This is a genomic window from Methanosarcina horonobensis HB-1 = JCM 15518 (assembly GCF_000970285.1).
GTDB classification, from domain to species: domain Archaea; phylum Halobacteriota; class Methanosarcinia; order Methanosarcinales; family Methanosarcinaceae; genus Methanosarcina; species Methanosarcina horonobensis.
Genome location: NZ_CP009516.1, coordinates 3,781,349 through 3,797,028, shown reverse-complemented (window position 1 = coordinate 3,797,028; position 15,680 = coordinate 3,781,349). Strand labels below are relative to the sequence as shown.

General features: G+C 42.7%; 14 protein-coding genes. 9 read left to right on the top strand and 5 right to left on the bottom strand.

Going from position 1 to position 15,680, the window contains the following annotated elements; genetic code table 11:
• Positions 1-1,035: 1,035 nt before the first annotated feature.
• Together MSHOH_RS16595 and MSHOH_RS16590 are read right to left on the bottom strand one after the other, a co-directional pair.
• A complete protein-coding gene (locus MSHOH_RS16595; protein ID WP_048141321.1) occupies positions 1,036-2,196 on the bottom strand; it encodes a glycosyltransferase family 4 protein in 1,161 nt (386 codons plus the stop codon).
• Between the two features lie 9 nt (positions 2,197-2,205).
• A complete protein-coding gene (locus MSHOH_RS16590; RefSeq protein WP_239451023.1) occupies positions 2,206-3,333 on the bottom strand; it encodes a glycosyltransferase family 2 protein in 1,128 nt (375 codons plus the stop codon).
• A gap of 234 nt (positions 3,334-3,567) precedes the next feature.
• On the opposite strand from MSHOH_RS16590, the gene wrbA reads away from it, so the two are divergent.
• Positions 3,568-4,197, top strand: coding sequence for an NAD(P)H:quinone oxidoreductase type IV (gene wrbA / locus MSHOH_RS16585; protein WP_048141317.1), 630 nt, complete (start codon positions 3,568-3,570; stop codon positions 4,195-4,197).
• A 93-nt stretch (positions 4,198-4,290) separates the two neighbouring features.
• Here the strand turns inward: wrbA and MSHOH_RS24405 are convergent, their stop codons facing one another.
• A complete protein-coding gene (locus MSHOH_RS24405; RefSeq protein ID WP_162197589.1) occupies positions 4,291-4,509 on the bottom strand; it encodes a hypothetical protein in 219 nt (72 codons plus the stop codon).
• Positions 4,510-5,198: 689 nt separating this feature from the next.
• Here MSHOH_RS24405 and MSHOH_RS16580 point away from each other — a divergent pair.
• Positions 5,199-7,232 carry a glycoside hydrolase family 15 protein gene (locus tag MSHOH_RS16580; protein WP_082089504.1) on the top strand — a complete coding sequence of 678 codons (2,034 nt, stop codon included), beginning with the start codon at positions 5,199-5,201 and terminating at the stop codon, positions 7,230-7,232.
• A gap of 89 nt (positions 7,233-7,321) precedes the next feature.
• Here the strand turns inward: MSHOH_RS16580 and MSHOH_RS16575 are convergent, their stop codons facing one another.
• Both MSHOH_RS16575 and MSHOH_RS16570 read right to left on the bottom strand, forming a co-directional pair.
• Positions 7,322-7,759: a GNAT family N-acetyltransferase gene (locus tag MSHOH_RS16575; RefSeq protein ID WP_048141314.1), complete on the bottom strand. Its 438-nt coding sequence runs from the start codon at positions 7,757-7,759 to the stop codon at positions 7,322-7,324.
• 130 nt (positions 7,760-7,889) lie between these two features.
• Entirely contained in the window at positions 7,890-9,149 is a 1,260-nt protein-coding gene (locus MSHOH_RS16570; RefSeq protein WP_239451022.1) for a M20 metallopeptidase family protein, read from the bottom strand.
• A 374-nt stretch (positions 9,150-9,523) separates the two neighbouring features.
• Between MSHOH_RS16570 and MSHOH_RS16565 the strand changes: the two genes are divergently transcribed.
• From MSHOH_RS16565 to MSHOH_RS16535, 7 genes are all read left to right on the top strand, one after another.
• Complete coding sequence (locus MSHOH_RS16565; RefSeq protein WP_048143578.1) at positions 9,524-10,465, top strand: nucleotidyltransferase domain-containing protein; 942 nt, start codon at positions 9,524-9,526, stop codon at positions 10,463-10,465.
• Positions 10,466-10,625: 160 nt separating this feature from the next.
• Complete coding sequence (locus tag MSHOH_RS16560) at positions 10,626-11,084, top strand: YqaA family protein (RefSeq protein WP_048141310.1); 459 nt, start codon at positions 10,626-10,628, stop codon at positions 11,082-11,084.
• A gap of 678 nt (positions 11,085-11,762) precedes the next feature.
• On the top strand, positions 11,763-12,470 hold the full coding sequence (locus MSHOH_RS16555; RefSeq protein WP_048141308.1) for an energy-coupling factor ABC transporter permease: 708 nt from the start codon (positions 11,763-11,765) through the stop codon (positions 12,468-12,470).
• Complete coding sequence (locus tag MSHOH_RS16550) at positions 12,467-12,805, top strand: energy-coupling factor ABC transporter substrate-binding protein (protein WP_048141306.1); 339 nt, start codon at positions 12,467-12,469, stop codon at positions 12,803-12,805. The genes MSHOH_RS16555 and MSHOH_RS16550 overlap by 4 nt, the downstream gene beginning before the upstream one ends.
• Positions 12,806-12,917: 112 nt before the next feature.
• On the top strand, positions 12,918-13,700 hold the full coding sequence (gene cbiQ, locus MSHOH_RS16545) for a cobalt ECF transporter T component CbiQ (protein WP_048141305.1): 783 nt from the start codon (positions 12,918-12,920) through the stop codon (positions 13,698-13,700).
• 10 nt (positions 13,701-13,710) lie between these two features.
• Positions 13,711-15,072 carry an energy-coupling factor ABC transporter ATP-binding protein gene (locus MSHOH_RS16540; RefSeq protein WP_048141303.1) on the top strand — a complete coding sequence of 454 codons (1,362 nt, stop codon included), beginning with the start codon at positions 13,711-13,713 and terminating at the stop codon, positions 15,070-15,072.
• A 284-nt stretch (positions 15,073-15,356) separates the two neighbouring features.
• Entirely contained in the window at positions 15,357-15,653 is a 297-nt protein-coding gene (locus MSHOH_RS16535) for a DUF378 domain-containing protein (RefSeq protein ID WP_048141301.1), read from the top strand.
• The last annotated feature ends 27 nt before the right edge of the window (positions 15,654-15,680 follow it).

The following is a 15,680-nucleotide window of genomic DNA, read 5'->3' as shown; positions in this document are numbered from 1 at the left end:
TACAAACATAGATAGAGTCCGTGCACTATTGACTTGGAGATATACTGTGGTAAATATTTTAATAAGTACTGATGTCGTAACAATATACAAAATCCCATTCATTACCATCCTTAGATCTGAACTAGTGTCGCATCAGCAGTAAAATGTCGCATGAAATCGATTACAACTAATCAGAATCATTCGATCTTTGAGGATTGGCGCGACACTAGGTTCTTTTGTATTTGATTTCTGAGCAGAAGGTAATATTCTATGATTTTCTCTAAATATTATCGATTTCACAGAGTAGATGGCGCAAAATTTATATCTTAAACATAATATTTAGTTTTGATGTCGGCTTAAAAACATCAATTGACTTTAGTGCCATAACTATGCTTAGTTGTCTCTTACGAACTAAATCCGAGTAGGGAAGATATTTTTAGTAGCTCTAACTGTATGACAAAGTATTCAAAGCTATCAATATTCAAGCACAAACATATAGATAGTAATCCTAACCCTACTTTACATACCCCACTAAATAATGTAAGTAGGAATTTAACTACTTTTCTTATAAAAGTTATGACTTAATCCTTTTTGTTAAAGTCAAAATTTAAAGACCAAATAAATATCGATTTCAATTAATCACTAAGTTCTCACAAAATTTCCACAAAATTTAGAATCTGACTTTCCATAGATGTCTTCAAAAAAGTAACATTTTTCCTGTTATCGTTTTTGGAGAATTATTCGAAAATTTGCAGTAATCATCTTAATTGAAGCCTAGGGAAATGGTTGCTGGAAGTTTTCAATGAAGGCAAAAAGCCGAAAGTTTTGGAAAATCTCAAAAGCACATTTTTGAGTAAACATGCAGTTTTTCAGAAAAAACGATAGCAGAAAAATTGTGAAAATTGAAAGGATATGCTGTAGAAAGTCGGTAAAATTCATTTCTTGAATTTTTTGCCAAATCATCGATTAAGTTCTTAACCTTGAAAATAATTATGAAGAATTGATAATCAATATAAATTAAACAGCCTTTGGGAAAAGTTTACATTTAATCTCTTCTTATCCATTTTCATATTTCAAAAGGATATTCTCAACTATTTCATTCCAGTCATACTTCTTAGCTTTATTAAATGCCGCTTCTGAGGTCTTTTTGTTTTCCGAGTTTTTTTCAAATATTTTTTTCACAGCCTCCGCAATTTCCCTCTCATCAAGCCTCACAACAAATCCATCAACCCCATCTTCAACAAGCCCCTGTGCTGCGTTATATTTTTCTCTCACAGTCACTACAGGCACTCCACAGGCAAAAGCCTCAATTACAACCATTCCGAAGCCTTCCCGTGAAGAAGGAAGCACAAGCACCTTTGAAGCCTTAATTTTTCCAATTAGTGCTCTGTACTCCTGAAACCCTTCAAATTTCATATTTTCCTGCACCTCGAGCTCCTGGGCAAGTTTCTCGAGAGATTTCCTTTCTGGACCGTCTCCAACGATGCAGCAGCAGATCTCAGGAAAACCTTCTTTTAACAGGGAGACTGCTTTTATCAAAACATTAACATTTTTTTCTTTTATGAGCCTGCCTGCAAAGATAATATCATAAATTTTATCTCCCTGGTTGCCCGCGAAAACCTGACCAGCTGGTTTGATTTCAGAGATTAATTTCAGGTCGACCCCATTGGGCAGAACTGCTATCTCTCCACCCGTCTCCACAATGGCTTCAAGTCTTCTTTTTGTCCAGTCAGAGACTGCAATATTATTTTTAGATATTTTTGCAACTGCTGTTTCTATCACAATCCCGAAAAAGCCCTGCCTTTTTCCAAGATACTCATACCAGTAATCCCCCCATACTTCATGCCATGTGAATACTGCAGGAGCCTTTTTCAGAATTGAAATTGCTTTTACGGTAAAACAGGAAAAATAGGGAAATACGCTTACATCAATAATGTCGAACCTTTCTCTCATGAGAGCCGGGAAAAGCCTTACAGCGAACACAAGAGCCTCAGAAATCGAACGTCTGCCGTTTACGTACAGGTTCCTGGCTTTACAGACGCCGTGAAGGGTCATGCCTTCATACTGAAAAACATCTTCTCCTTCCCACCATTTAATCCCGAAAAGATGCACTTCATGTCCCTGTAAAGAAAGCCGCTTCCCCAGCTCATGAATGCGCACTTCTGCGCCTCCTTTGATCCAGGGATAGACAGCATCGTATACGAAGGCAATTTTCATTGCATCACTTTACCAGTCTGTATCAACTTCAAGGAGCATTACACTTACGAAGATTGCAGAAAAAATGAGCTGAAGCCCTACTGCTGCAAGCACCATTGAAACAACTGCAGATTCCACTTCTTCAAGAGAGCCATATCCAGAACTGACCCATGTATAAGCAACTTTCAGCCCGAGTATGAAGCCTGAGCCCAGGATAAGGGAACCTGCTAGCAGTTCTTTTTCAAGGGAATGGTAGTCCAGCAACTTCCTGCCTGCTCTGCTGTCCCGATATATGCCGTGAATAAGACCGTATGTTTTCATATATCCGCCAGTAGCCAGGATTTGCCCGCCAATAATCAGGAGCATGCTGCCCAGAATAAATGAGTGTAACCGGTTATATGCAGCACTTTCCGTGAGAATAAGGGAGGCGGTTATAAGAAAACCCAGAATAAATACGAAAGCTCCGGGAAGATAGAGGAAAGGGACCGGTCTGTACAGCATCATGAACCTTACGTGCCGCCAGCCATCCTGAAAAGAGCGCAGTTTGGAGGGAGCTTTGCGTGAATAATATGTTATGGGAACTTCTTTAATCCGAAGCCTACATCTTGCAGCTTCGATTACCATCTCGGAAGCAAGTTCCATGCCATGAGTTTTAAGATTCATTTTCTCAAGGGCTTCTTTAGTAAAAGCCCTCATCCCGCAGTGTGCGTCTGAGATGTTTGTCCCGAACAGGAAATTAAGCATTCCTGTCAGAATGGGATTTCCTATATACTGATGCAGCCAGGGCATAGCCCCTGCTTTGATTTCGCCCTTAAGCCGTGTGCCCATTATAAAATCGGCTTCTCCTGCCACAAGGGGATCCAGAAATCTGTCAAGCTCAAGGAGATCGTAAGTGTTGTCTGCATCTGCAATAGCAATATAATCCCCCTTAGCTTCTGCCAGCCCTTTGAGGTAGGCATTTCCGTACCCTTTTATCGGACCTATTACTTTTGCACCCATGGATGCTGCAATCTCTGCTGTTCTGTCCGAAGAATTATCCGCAACTATAATTTCCCCCTCTATACCATATTTTTTGAATATAGTCTGAGCTTTCTGTATGCAAATACGGATAGTTTCTTCCTCATTCATTGAAGGCATTACGATAGAAAGAGAGGGCATGTCCAGCTTATACATCATATTTCTTAATAACTATTTTGATACTTCAGCAAGATCAGACCGAATAATATAGATCCGGTAAAGAGATCTGACTTCTGTTAACAAGCTATATAAGGCATCAGAAAACTACCTTTAAGGAGGATCTTGGAGTTTCCCGGGGCTTATATCAGGTTATTTTATTTTCGGGACCCAGACAGTATTTCAGTACATTTCTAACGGCTTTTTGAAGGGGATTGGATGGTTAAGGTAAATGTGATATTTCACAGTGTCCACGCGCACATTTATAAGATGGCGGAAGCTGTCGCTGCAGGAGCAAGGGAAGTTGAAGGCGCAGAGGTTGGGATCTACCAGGTGCCTGAGACTCTATCGCAGGAAATTCTGGAGAAAATGGGAGCAATAGAAACTAAAAAGCTTTTTGCTCATATACCAGTCCTGACCCGGGACATGTATGGAGAGGTTCTGGCTGGAGCTGATGCACTAATATTCGGGACTCCTACACGCTACGGAAACATGACTGCTCAGATGCGTGCAGTCCTTGACGGGCTTGGAAGGCTGTGGAACGAGGATGCTTTTGTAGGAAAGGCAGGAAGCGTTTTTACTTCCAGCGGAACACAGCACGGAGGGCAGGAATCCACAATCCTCACATTTCATGTTACCCTGCTTCATCTCGGCATGATCATTGTCGGGCTTCCTTATGCAGAAAAGCGGCAGACAAGAATGGATGAAATTACAGGTGGTAGCCCGTATGGGGCTTCAACGATTGCCGGAGGAGACGGAAGCCGCCAGCCGTCAGAAAATGAACTTGAGATGGCACGTTACCAGGGAAGGCACGTAACTCAAATAGCAAAAAAACTTGCCGGAAAATAAGAACTTTAAAAATAAAAAGGGCGGAAAAACATTCCCTACCCCTGGATGTTTTCCCTTTCATTTTTTGAGTTCTTTTGTCTGAAATAAGAGTGCTCAGCTAAAACTCGGTAAGGTCCTGCCTCTGCGTTCGAACTTATCCTGAGCTGTTGCCAGGCACGCCAGAGTACAGTATACTGCCTTTTCTTCGGCACTCTTAAGGACAAAGAATTCTTTCCCGCAAACGGGACATATTTTTTTTACGTAAACCATAGTAGACACGCACATTTTTTGTATGTGGATACTTTCTTTAGAGACTTCGTTTTTATAAGTCATACTAACAAGAACGCGACTAAATATAAACTTTCGTATGAATTTTATATATATCCTTAGCAAGAAATTAAATTCATCTCAATAGGCTGGTCATTAATTACTCTAAAAAATCGTATTCTGAAAACTTATATATCTTCGTACCTAATGTCCTAAATCTGCATTTGTTTTAAAAATAGTTCCTGAGGATAATAGTTTTTTAGACTAAAGTCGCCACCTTTTATGGACACTCCTATAGAACTTTTTTCTTTAAGTAATAAAACTTTTTTTCCTGAATAGTAGAACTTTTTTCCCTGAGTATTCCAGGTTGCATAATAAATTTTTGTAACATTTAATCTCAAAAAATAAGTCTATCTTTTTTAGTGATCTGGAGGAAAACTCTTCAATCTTCAAACCTGAGCTCAAAGCATGCACCAAATATCCTGGATGAACTGAAAAAATGATTTAACCAAGAGATTCAACTTTGAAGAGATAATCTATAAAATAGTTGAGCTTTAATGAATTCAAGATCCTGAGGATGATAAAGGTTTATTTATAGTTCTTAATCTAAAAAGAAAATTAAGCTCTAAAACAAGATATAATAATCCGATTAACTGGAACCTAATTCGGACTCAGAGCTAGATTTTCACTGTAGAATATAATTAAAGGCAAAAAAAGCACAGAATAAAAGATGAAATAGAAAAATGGAGTCGGAGGTGTCCGGAATTAGGCCGCTGATTTTCGGAAACGGAAAAATCCTGATTTGTGAAGATGAGAGAGGGACTATAAGGGATATCTATTTCCCTTATGTTGGGCTTGAGAATCACGGGAACTCAATAAGGGTCGGTGTATGTGACCTGGATTCCCTCTACTGCAGCTGGCTTGAAAACTGGAGTATCCGGCAGCGGTACAAGTCTGAGTTTGAGACGGAGTTCTGTAACCGGATTTTTGATATCTCAGGAAGCCCAAAGGAAAACTCTTCAGGAAAAAAGGCAGAAGGCGCAAAAGGAACCGGTAGTAAGAAAGTACCTGAAGCTTGCAGAGAGATAATCTCAAACATCGGGGAAACAATTTTTGAAAATCCGGAACTCGGGCTCAAAGTCACTGTCTGGGAGACAGTTCATCCGTCTACGAACATTTTTTACAGGACATTTGAGGTCAGGAATACCTCTAATTCCTCAAGGCGGCTCCGTCTTTTTTCCAACCAGAATTACAGAATTCTTGAGACCAAGATCGGAGAAACAGCTGTAATTGATAAACACTCTCTTATTCATTACAAGCGCGACCGCTATTTCCTGCACGCCAGTGAACCTGCCTTTGACCAGTACGCTGTAGGGACTGCAGAATGGAAAGGGCTTGAAGGTACATGGAGAGACATGGAAAATGATGCAACCCTGAGTGGAAATCCGGTAGCTCACGGTTCGGTAGACTCAACACTTGGCTGGACTCTTCCGGAGTTAAAACCGGGAGAAACAACAAGGGTGCACTTCTGGATCGTTCTCGGGAAGAATTACTGCAGTGTCCTTAAAGTCCATAAAAGGGTAAAGGAAGCCGGAAAAAGTGACCTTTTCCACCATAATTTCAATTTCTGGAATTCCTTTACCGAGCGGATATCCGTTCTTCCTGAGTATGTATGGATGCCGCAGCTTCCGGAAAGGGTTGTGAAAAGCTTCTACAGGAGTCTTCTTGCATCAGTAGCCCATATGGATATTACGGGTTCGGTGATCGCATCCTGTGATTCGGATATCAAACAGTTCGGGGCGGACCTTTACACCTACTGCTGGCCAAGAGATGCTGCCTGGGTTTGCCTTGCCCTTGACAGGGCGCGGTATCACCATCTGAGTGCCGAGACTTTTGAGTTTTTCTCAAAAACCATTACTCCCAGGGGCAATTTCCTCCATAAATACACACCTGCCGGAGACTTCGGTAGCACCTGGCACCCTGTGCCTATGATTCAGATTGATGAGACAGGACTTCCCCTTTATGCCCTCTATAATAACTGGGAGATTGCAAGGAGTGTATGGACAACGGGCAGGTACTACAGAAACCTTGTAATCCCTTCAGCCAATTATCTCATAAAAGCAATTGACAGGAAAACCGGACTCCCAATCTCAAGTTTTGACCTCTGGGAAGAGCGAAAAGGCGTGCATACCTACAGTGCCTGCACGGTGTATGCAGGGCTGAGAGGTGCCTGCGAACTCGCACGCTCCCTTGGAGATTACGGCAACGCAGATATCTGGAAAGAGGCTGCAGATCGTGTAAAAGAGGCTATTATCGAGAGACTTTACGATAATAAACTCAAACGTTTCCGGCGTTCCCTCGAAGAGTCTACTCTTGACTCCTCGGTCTTTGCAGTCTGGTATTTCGGAATCCTTCCTCCTGATGACCCCAGGGTTGTCCGGACAATGGAAGCAATCGAGCGAGAACTTTTGCGTCCTTCAGGCGGGATTGCCAGGTATCTTCATGACAGCTATTATGGCTACATGAACAGCTGGATTATCTGTACTCTCTGGCTCTCTCAGTGGCATTCGGCAATGGGGAACCTGGAAAGGGCTCTTGAACTCATTGACTGGTGTACCGCTCACGCCCACCCTTCAGGCCTTATGCCCGAGCAGGTGGATGATAGAGGCAGACCCCTTTCTGTCCTCCCGCTAGCCTGGTCCCATTCAGCCTTCGTGCTCGCCGTACTTGAATATCTTCAGGCTCTTGAAAAAAAAGAGGGCGGGGTCTGTGTTTTACAGGAAAAATAATGCAGCCTGCCGGAAAAGTAAAATAGTCTTCCGAAATAATAAAAACAGAGGTATTTACGGAAAACGTAAAACGGTTTTTTTAAAACCATTTAAAACCATTTTTCATAGTACAGATACCCTTCTTTTTCTTTTACGAAAGAAAAGCCGTGCTTGAGATACATGCTTATTGCTTTTTTAAGGGTTGAATCGGTTTTAAGCACAGCACCCGCACAATTTTTTCCGGCAAAATCCAGAGCAGCCAGAAAAAGCTTTTCTCCATTTCCTTTGCCTCTGAAACCCTTTTTGAGATAAATCCGTCTGATTTCGCAAAGGTTTTCATCAAGTTTCCGGACTCCGGCAGTGCCCACAACCCTGCCGTCGGCAAGTCCTACAAAAAAGGTGCCTCCTTTTGTAAAATAGTAGCCGTTAATGTCCTTCAGGTCAGCATCTTTAAGTCTGTCATACTCAAAGCCATGTTCCAGGAGAACTTCCAGGATGACGTCCCGGACTTCTTCCTGCCTGGAATCATCATATCTCTGGATTATCATTTTTCTCTCTCCTTATTGAAATTACAATGCCCTGTGTCTATCTGCTCTTTCCTTCTTGCTCTTTCTGATTTTTCAGACTTTTTTCAATTCAGATTTTTTTAATTCAATCTTTAAATCAGGTCTTTCCAGTTCAGGCTTTTTCTGGGTATTTCTGGGGACCGTTATACTTCTGAAAGTTCAGGTATTTTTCAGGGTGCTTCAGGAAATCCAGAGAAATTGTATAGAATATTTCAGTGCCTGTGAGCAGGATGTCTTCATCAATATCAAAAGTGCACGAGTGGTTGATCTCCACAATTCCTTTTTCCTGATTTCGGGTGCCGAGTGAAATGAAGATGCCTGGCACTACCTGCAGATAACTTGCAAAATCTTCGGCAGCAAAGGTCTTTTCTATTTCGGGATAGATTGTAAGCTCAGGAAAGCTTTCCTGAAGTTTCAGGTTAACCGCATCTGTAAAAGCAGGGTCATTTACAAGAACAGGATAACCGTGCAGGATGTCAAGTTCATAGTCAGGCAGCCCTGCAAACTCCTCCCCGGGTTTTACGTACTTTTCCTTTATCCTCTCAAGGCACTCTTTTATCGTCAGGTCGATAACATCCGTAGTCTCACTGTCAAAGGTCCGATAACTCCCGAGGATTCCTACACTGTCCGGGGTCCTGTTAAACTGGGCTCCTCCCTGAATTCTTCCAATTCCAAGGACATACTTATCAGGTTCGAGCTGCTTTTCCAGGGCAGGATAGAGGCTGCTTATAAAGTCTGTTGCCATCCTTACAGGGTCAATGCAGCTTTCAGGCTTTGAGATATGCCCGCCTTTTCCTTCAAAGATTACTTCAAAACGGTTTGTACTTGCCATAAAAGGTCCGGGGCGAAAACCCACGCTTCCGGATTCGTGGTTGGTAAAGATGTGCATGCCCATAACCGCATCCACGCCTTCGAGCCCGCCTTCGGCAATAACTCTCTCCGAACCGCCAGGAGGGATCTCTTCTGCGGGCTGGAAGATCAGACGGACTTCTCCGGGAAAGTCTCTGTTTTCTAAAAAGAGCCTTGAAGCCCCAAAGAGCATTGCCATATGCCCATCGTGCCCGCAGGCGTGCATTACTCCATTATTTCTGGAAATATAGTCCCGGTTTCTTTCCGTAAGTTCTTCCTGAACCTGCAGCCCGTCAGTATCCGTTCTCAGGGCAATGCAGGGACCAGGCATTGTTCCCCGGATACTTGCAAGCACACCAGTGTCAGCAATTTTCCTGGCTTCTATTCCCAGTTCTTCAAGAGTTTTCAGAATTCGCTTCTGAGTCTCGTATTCTTCGAAGCTTAGTTCGGGGTACTGGTGGAATTCTCGCCTCAGTCGTATAATCCAGGCTTCAAGATCTTCTGAAATTGGATCATTTCTCAAAAATATTCCCTCGGATCTTCTGCACACGCAGGTTATTCCGTTTATTTTTTGATAATGTTCAGTATTTTTTATTTTACTCCTTTAGTATATATTACTCCGGGTATATTATTCCATTTTCTTACCTGCACTTAAGAATTAAAATACTGATAGTTAAATACATGAATGGTACAATAGATCTTATTCTGTTAATTACTTAAAGGCCGGCATTTAAAACCGTATACTACCTGCCATTTTTAAGATTATTACTAAGGTCCACTATCAGGTTATTATAAGCCATTATAAGTTCTTAATTGAAAGTTCTTAACTGAAAACCAGTCTGCAGCAGTTAAGTTCTGCAGACTGAACACTTTTCACAGGTTCCAGGGATGATACAAATGCTTAAAACACGCCTCAGAGATTTTCTTCTTACGAACGATGACTGGCTTTTTGCGGTTTCTGACTACTTCCGTAGCGATGGAATAAGAGCCACACTCCGCTATGTTCCGGATGAAACCGGGGAGAGGGAATTAAACGGAAAAAGGTACAAAAAATACGATTTTGGTCCGGCTTTTGAGTTCATGAAAAAAAACAGACCTGACTGGGTTCAGGATGTCCACGTTGTCCCGGAGTCCGAAGTAAAAAAGGTGCTTCGTCCTTCTGACGTGATCCCCGAACTTGTGAACTCCGACAGCCGTGTAAGGGCAATCGTAAAGGTTCTTGATCTGGCAGAAATCCCCAGGACAAGTATGGGAGTAACGGGCTCGATGCTTGCAGGCCTGCAGAACGAGAGTTCAGATATTGATTTTGTTGTCTACGGTCCCATGTGGTTCAGGGCAAGAGATGCCGTATCCATTGCAAAACATCAGAAGGGGCCCATAGAAGAGCTTGACGAAGATATGTGGCAGAAAATCTACAGAAAAAGAATTCCTGAGATTTCTTTTGACGAATTCATGCTACATGAGGCCAGGAAAGGCAACCGCGGCATGGTAGAAGGCACGTATTTCGATCTCCTCTTCGTGCGGGAATGGGACCAGATTAAAGAGCCTCTATTGCGGGGAAAAGATACCGTCAAAATGAAAATAGAAGCCGAGGTCAAAAATGCTGACTTTGCCTTTGACAGCCCTGCTTACTACAAAGTGGAACATGATGAAATTGACCATGTGCTCTCCTACACGCACACCTATGCAGGTCAGGCCCTGCCCGGTGAAATTATAGAAGCCCGCGGTGTAGTAGAAGAAGTCGGGAACATTAAACGACTTGTCGTGGGCACTTCGAGGGAGCCGAAAGGGGAATGGATAAGGTCTCTCACATGGCTTGAGAAATGCGGGTATATTTGAGGGTGAAAATCCGCGACTAGTCTGAGAACATCTCCTATAGCCCCGGAAACTTTTTTAATCTAATTTTTATAGGATGCCTCCGCCAGCTTGCCTGGCGGCCCTTCATGAAATATTATAAATAGAATAATAAGCAGGAGTGTAAGGTAAAAGAAGGAGTATCATGCTTGAATCCCTGAGTGGCTTTATTGCAGATTACGGTTATCTGAATCTTTTTATCCTGAGTTTCCTGGCTTCGACGGTTTTGCCTTTCGGGTCGGAGGCTCTGGTAATCGCTCTTGTTTATCAGGGGTTCAGTCCTTTTACTGTAGTTATGGTAGCCACTACCGGCAACTTTCTTGGATCATGCACCACTTACTACCTGGGTTTAAAAGGGAGGCATGTGCTTGAAAGATATCTTTCCCCTTCTCCGGAGAAGCTTAAGAAAAGTGAGAGGCTTTTTAATAAATATGGGCTCTATACCCTGCTTTTTACCTGGGTTCCGGGTATAGGGGATGTAATTACCATGGTCGCAGGACTTATGCAGCTTTCTTTCAGGTCTTTTTCAGTCCTGGTTTTTCTTGGGAAATTCGGGCGTTATTTTGCAATTGCCTATTCTGTAGTATTTTTTAGTAATTTTTGATTTTTCCTCTTTAGACTGCTATTTTTTTTCTCATTTTCAAACGGATTTTTCATCATTCCGGTAGATCTTCCTTTTAAATCTTCTTATTTTTCTTCTACAGTACACCCTGTCTGGCGATCTTATTTCAAGACTTCTTTTCTAAAAGAAGCAAATAGATACACTTATATATTTAGGGGTACAATACTTTTTTGCTAAAGCAATTTTAGTTGATTTTTATTTGCTTTGCTTGCCATTCTGACCTGTCTTCCAGGTTATCAAAACGGAAACTATCTACTGTTATAACCTCCATTTTTATTTTTTTCTATTTTTTCTTTTTTACTTCAATTTTTCTTAACCTTAAGCAATTTTACTTTCTTTCTGCTACATTTTACGTTTCCTGCTAATGAAATTGATTGTCCGTTTCTTCGTGTTATCTTAACAATGTCCATAAATGATGATTTCTTTTTAAATTATTCTTTATGGGATATAATTTCTCTACTGCTTTATACTCTATATTACTCAAGTTTGCTTGTTCTGTTCCATTATATCTCAAATTTTTAGAGTTGCGTTACCTCCAAACTAATTTTATGAGTTCTCGCGCGCCCGTTTCTCTCTCACCGTAACATTTATGTATCTATTAACTCAATTTAACTTTACTTAATCCCAATAATCTTTACTTGATAATCTTGCGGTGATCTCATGCATATAATGGAAGGTTATTTACCGACTTTCTGGTGTCTTGCCTGGTTTGCAGTGTCAATCCCCATGATACTGTACGGCATCTATAAAATGAATAAGCTGGTGAACGAAAAACGTGAAATTTTACCTCTCCTTGCTGTAGCAGGTGCGTTTATTTTTGTGCTATCTTCCCTTAAATTGCCCTCAGTAAACGGAAGCTGTTCTCACCCCACAGGTACAGGGATTGCAGCAATCATATTCGGGCCGGCAATCTCCGCAGTTCTTGGGACCATCGTACTCATCTATCAGGCACTTTTCCTTGCACACGGAGGACTCACAACCCTTGGAGCAAATGTCTTTTCCATGGGTATAATAGGCCCTGTGGTGGCATACCTGATATATAAGGCAGGGATGAAAGCAAATCTCAATTTCTATCTTGTGGTTTTCCTTGCTACTGCTTTTGGGGACTGGGCAACTTATGTGACTACCTCTGTTCAACTTGCTCTTGCATATCCTGCGGGAAATGTGCTTACCTTTGCAGGCTTTATGAGTATGTTCGGCAAATTTGCCGGTATCTTTGCATTTACCCAGGTGCCTATTGCGATCATGGAAGGAGCTGTCAGTGCCCTGCTCTTTAAGTATGTGGTCAACGTCAAGAGTGATATCCTGATTGAAATGAAAGTCCTTGAAGATGCGGTCGTAAGAAAACTAAGAGGGATTTCCGCATGAGTAGAAAACTGGAACTTATCGTACTAGCAATTGTCTTAATCTTTGCAGTGCAGTTCATTTATATGTCATCCACAACGGACGCTGAATACGGAGGAGCTGACGGAGAAGCTAAAGATATGATAAACGAGATCACCGACGGCTACGAACCAATTGCAAACCCTATCTGGGAGCCTCCAAGCGGGGAAATAGAAAGCCTTCTCTTTGGTCTTCAGGCAGCTATAGGCGCAGGGATCATCGGTTACTTCTTTGGCTATTACAAAGCCAAAAAAAACTATGAAAACGAACTTGGGTACAAAGAAAAAAACAAGTCCGAAGGCGACAAGCATTCCCTATAATCTCTTCTTCTTCCATGTTTGCTTTCCTTCCCGTCCGGGAGGAAAGTTTTTATCTTTTGCCTTTTATTTTTAGCCTTTGATTTTTGCTTAAATCCAATATGCGGGTTCCCCTATGACCAACATCCTTGACGATTATGCGCTTATGAGCCCCCTCAGGCACATAAATAACTGGTTGAAGCTGGCAATAGTCTTTTTCGGGCTGCTTGTAGGAGTTTCATCCACGTCCCCCATAACTCCTCTTTTTATAGCCCTCTGCATGAGCTTCACAACCGTTGCTCTCGGCAGGGCTTCCCTTAAATTATATCTGAAACTCCTGCTCGCACCTCTGGGCTTTGCACTCACAGGTGTGATTATAATTGCTTTTTTCTCTGGATCGGGGCAGGAGCTTCTGTCTTTTGAACTTGCAAGTTATCCTCTCTCGGTAAGGGCAGACGGGCTTGAACTTGCCTTGCTGGTGCTTTCACGGTCCTTAAGCGGGATGTGCTGCCTTTACTTCCTTGCGCTCACAACCCCTATGATAGAACTCTTTGCCGTGCTTAAAGCCTCCAGGCTTCCGGAATCGCTTATCGAGCTTTCCATGCTGATTTACCGGTACATTTTCGTTTTCCTGGACATGGCCCTTTCAATAAGGTATGCTCAGACTGTAAGACTCGGATATTCGAACTTCAGGCGTTCGATTCATTCTCTGGGTATGCTGGCAAGTACTCTCTTCGTCCGTTCCTGGGAGCAGGGAGACAAACTCTTCCTTGCCATGAATTCCAGGTGTTATGACGGAAAAATGACTCTCTTCGAAGTGCACAGACCTGTAAGGGCAGCGGAACTGTTACTGACCTCTGCCTATTTCCTTTCAGCTCTTGCACTTTTTTATTTTACAAAAAACATATCCATTATTTGAGGAACAGATCATGATCATTCTTGAGACCAGGAGCCTTAAATACACCTACCCGGACGGGACTGCAGCCGTTCAGGACATAAATATCGAGATTAAAAAAGGAAAAAAAATCGCCTTTGTAGGGCAGAACGGCTCCGGGAAGTCAACGCTTTTCCTGCTCCTGAACGGGACCTTAAAACCCCAGGAAGGTGAAATCCTCTTTCATGGGGCCCCTTTTAAGTACGATTCAAAGTCCCTCCGGGAAATCCGAAAATCCGTAGGGATCGTCTTTCAGAACTCCGATGACCAGATCTTTGCCCCCACTGTATACCAGGATGTGGCTTTCGGGCCGGCAAACCTGGGTTATTCAAAAGAAAGGGTCGATGCCAGCGTTCAGCATGCCCTTGAGCATGTCGGGCTTACCCGCCTGAAGGACAAGCCTCCGCATCATCTGAGTGGAGGGCAGAAAAAGAGGGTTGCAATTGCAGGGGTGATGGCTATGGAACCCGAAGTGATCATCCTTGACGAGCCCCTATCAAACCTCGATCCTGTAGGGGCAGATGAAATCATGGATTTGCTCAACGAGTTCAACCATTTCGGGAGTACGATCATCATCTCCACTCACGATGTGGACCTGGCATACCGATGGTCTGACTATGTATACCTCATGTCAAACAGCAAACTTATAGGGCAGGGGACACCCGCAGAGGTCTTCAAAGAACAGGATCTTCTTAAAAAAGCGGGTCTGCGCCAGCCCACTACCCTTGAGATTTATCATGAAATTGAGAGAAGGGGGCTTGCATACGGCAAAAACTCCCCAAAGACCGTCCCTGACCTTGTCAACACTTTAAAGCCGCTTGACCTTATGTGGGTCGAGGTTCCTCCCGGAGTCCGGGAAGGGGACAACCTTAACCTCGGGGTCATGTACGGGGAATATGCGACCCAGTCTCCTTACGAAGCGATTAATGCCACTGTCCTGCACATCTATCCTGACGGCAGGGCTATTGTTGAGCTCAAACGTAAAGGCATTAAAGCCGGTGGAGTGCTGCTTTACGATACGGATAAGTATTCACTTCCAGAGGTCAGGCAGATCATTAAAGAAGGAGAAATTGCCTTTGTTGGGGCGATGGGCAAGAAAAGCAAGACTCTTGCCGAGCAGGACGGAATCCGACTTGATGTTACTTCAGGTGTTATAGACAAGTCAATCCTGATGGCACTTTGTGGGAAACGCTGCCTTATCCTTACAGCAGGCGGAATGGTTGACCATGCCCTGAAAAGGACAAAGGAGTATGTGGATAAAAGCGGGATAGAGTTTACCGTGGGCGTGGTTAATAGGGAAGGCGGGTGCAAATGGCTTGAAGAGGTCGATAAAAACTCTGAAGCGCTTAAAATATAATTTTTTTCTTTTTTCAACCATTTCCTGTTTATTTATTTTTCGTTAGATTCTTTTAGGTGCTCGTTGACTTCTTTTGAACGTTCGGCAAGTCCTTTTGAGTGTATTTCTCCTCAGAGAACAATTCTGGCCGGTTGAGGAATAAATTAATAATATCTTAGCTCCAACATTGTTTCAGGGAGCAGGGAATTGGGCATTTAAAAGACCGAAGTTTTCCAGTCAAAAATTTCCAGTCAAAAAACGATCTGTCCTTTCTCGATGCTTTATCTTTGGGAGGTTTGGTAAACATGCATGCTAAAGGTCTGGTAAGGAAGGAGAAGTCTAAACTGAAGGGTCTATCCAAATTGTTAGTACTAATAGGTGCTTTGAACTGGGGTCTTGTAGGGCTCCTGAACTTCGATCTGGTAGCGACTCTTTTTGGGAAGAAGTCAATTATCTCGAAACTGGTTTACATTTTTGTGGGTCTGTCTGGAGTCTATCTAATAACGATTTATAAGGAAAAATATTCGTACCTGAAAAAACACTGGCGTCCGGGTGAGAAGAAGTACAGCGGCAAGCAGTACAGCTGGAGCGGAATTCCATAAGTACGGGAACTGCTTTTTCAACGGGAT

What these genes read in the sequence shown, in the direction of transcription:
- MSHOH_RS16595 (WP_048141321.1), bottom strand. Translation starts at nt 2,196, where the DNA reads ATGAAAATTGCCTTCGTATACGATGCTGTCTATCCCTGGATCAAAGGA.
- MSHOH_RS16590 (WP_239451023.1), bottom strand. Translation starts at nt 3,333, where the DNA reads ATGCCCTCTCTTTCTATCGTAATGCCTTCAATGAATGAGGAAGAAACT.
- wrbA (WP_048141317.1), top strand. Translation starts at nt 3,568, where the DNA reads ATGGTTAAGGTAAATGTGATATTTCACAGTGTCCACGCGCACATTTAT.
- MSHOH_RS24405 (WP_162197589.1), bottom strand. Translation starts at nt 4,509, where the DNA reads ATGACTTATAAAAACGAAGTCTCTAAAGAAAGTATCCACATACAAAAA.
- MSHOH_RS16575 (WP_048141314.1), bottom strand. Translation starts at nt 7,759, where the DNA reads ATGATAATCCAGAGATATGATGATTCCAGGCAGGAAGAAGTCCGGGAC.
- MSHOH_RS16565 (WP_048143578.1), top strand. Translation starts at nt 9,524, where the DNA reads ATGCTTAAAACACGCCTCAGAGATTTTCTTCTTACGAACGATGACTGG.
- MSHOH_RS16560 (WP_048141310.1), top strand. Translation starts at nt 10,626, where the DNA reads ATGCTTGAATCCCTGAGTGGCTTTATTGCAGATTACGGTTATCTGAAT.
- MSHOH_RS16555 (WP_048141308.1), top strand. Translation starts at nt 11,763, where the DNA reads ATGCATATAATGGAAGGTTATTTACCGACTTTCTGGTGTCTTGCCTGG.
- MSHOH_RS16550 (WP_048141306.1), top strand. Translation starts at nt 12,467, where the DNA reads ATGAGTAGAAAACTGGAACTTATCGTACTAGCAATTGTCTTAATCTTT.
- cbiQ (WP_048141305.1), top strand. Translation starts at nt 12,918, where the DNA reads ATGACCAACATCCTTGACGATTATGCGCTTATGAGCCCCCTCAGGCAC.
- MSHOH_RS16540 (WP_048141303.1), top strand. Translation starts at nt 13,711, where the DNA reads ATGATCATTCTTGAGACCAGGAGCCTTAAATACACCTACCCGGACGGG.
- MSHOH_RS16535 (WP_048141301.1), top strand. Translation starts at nt 15,357, where the DNA reads ATGCATGCTAAAGGTCTGGTAAGGAAGGAGAAGTCTAAACTGAAGGGT.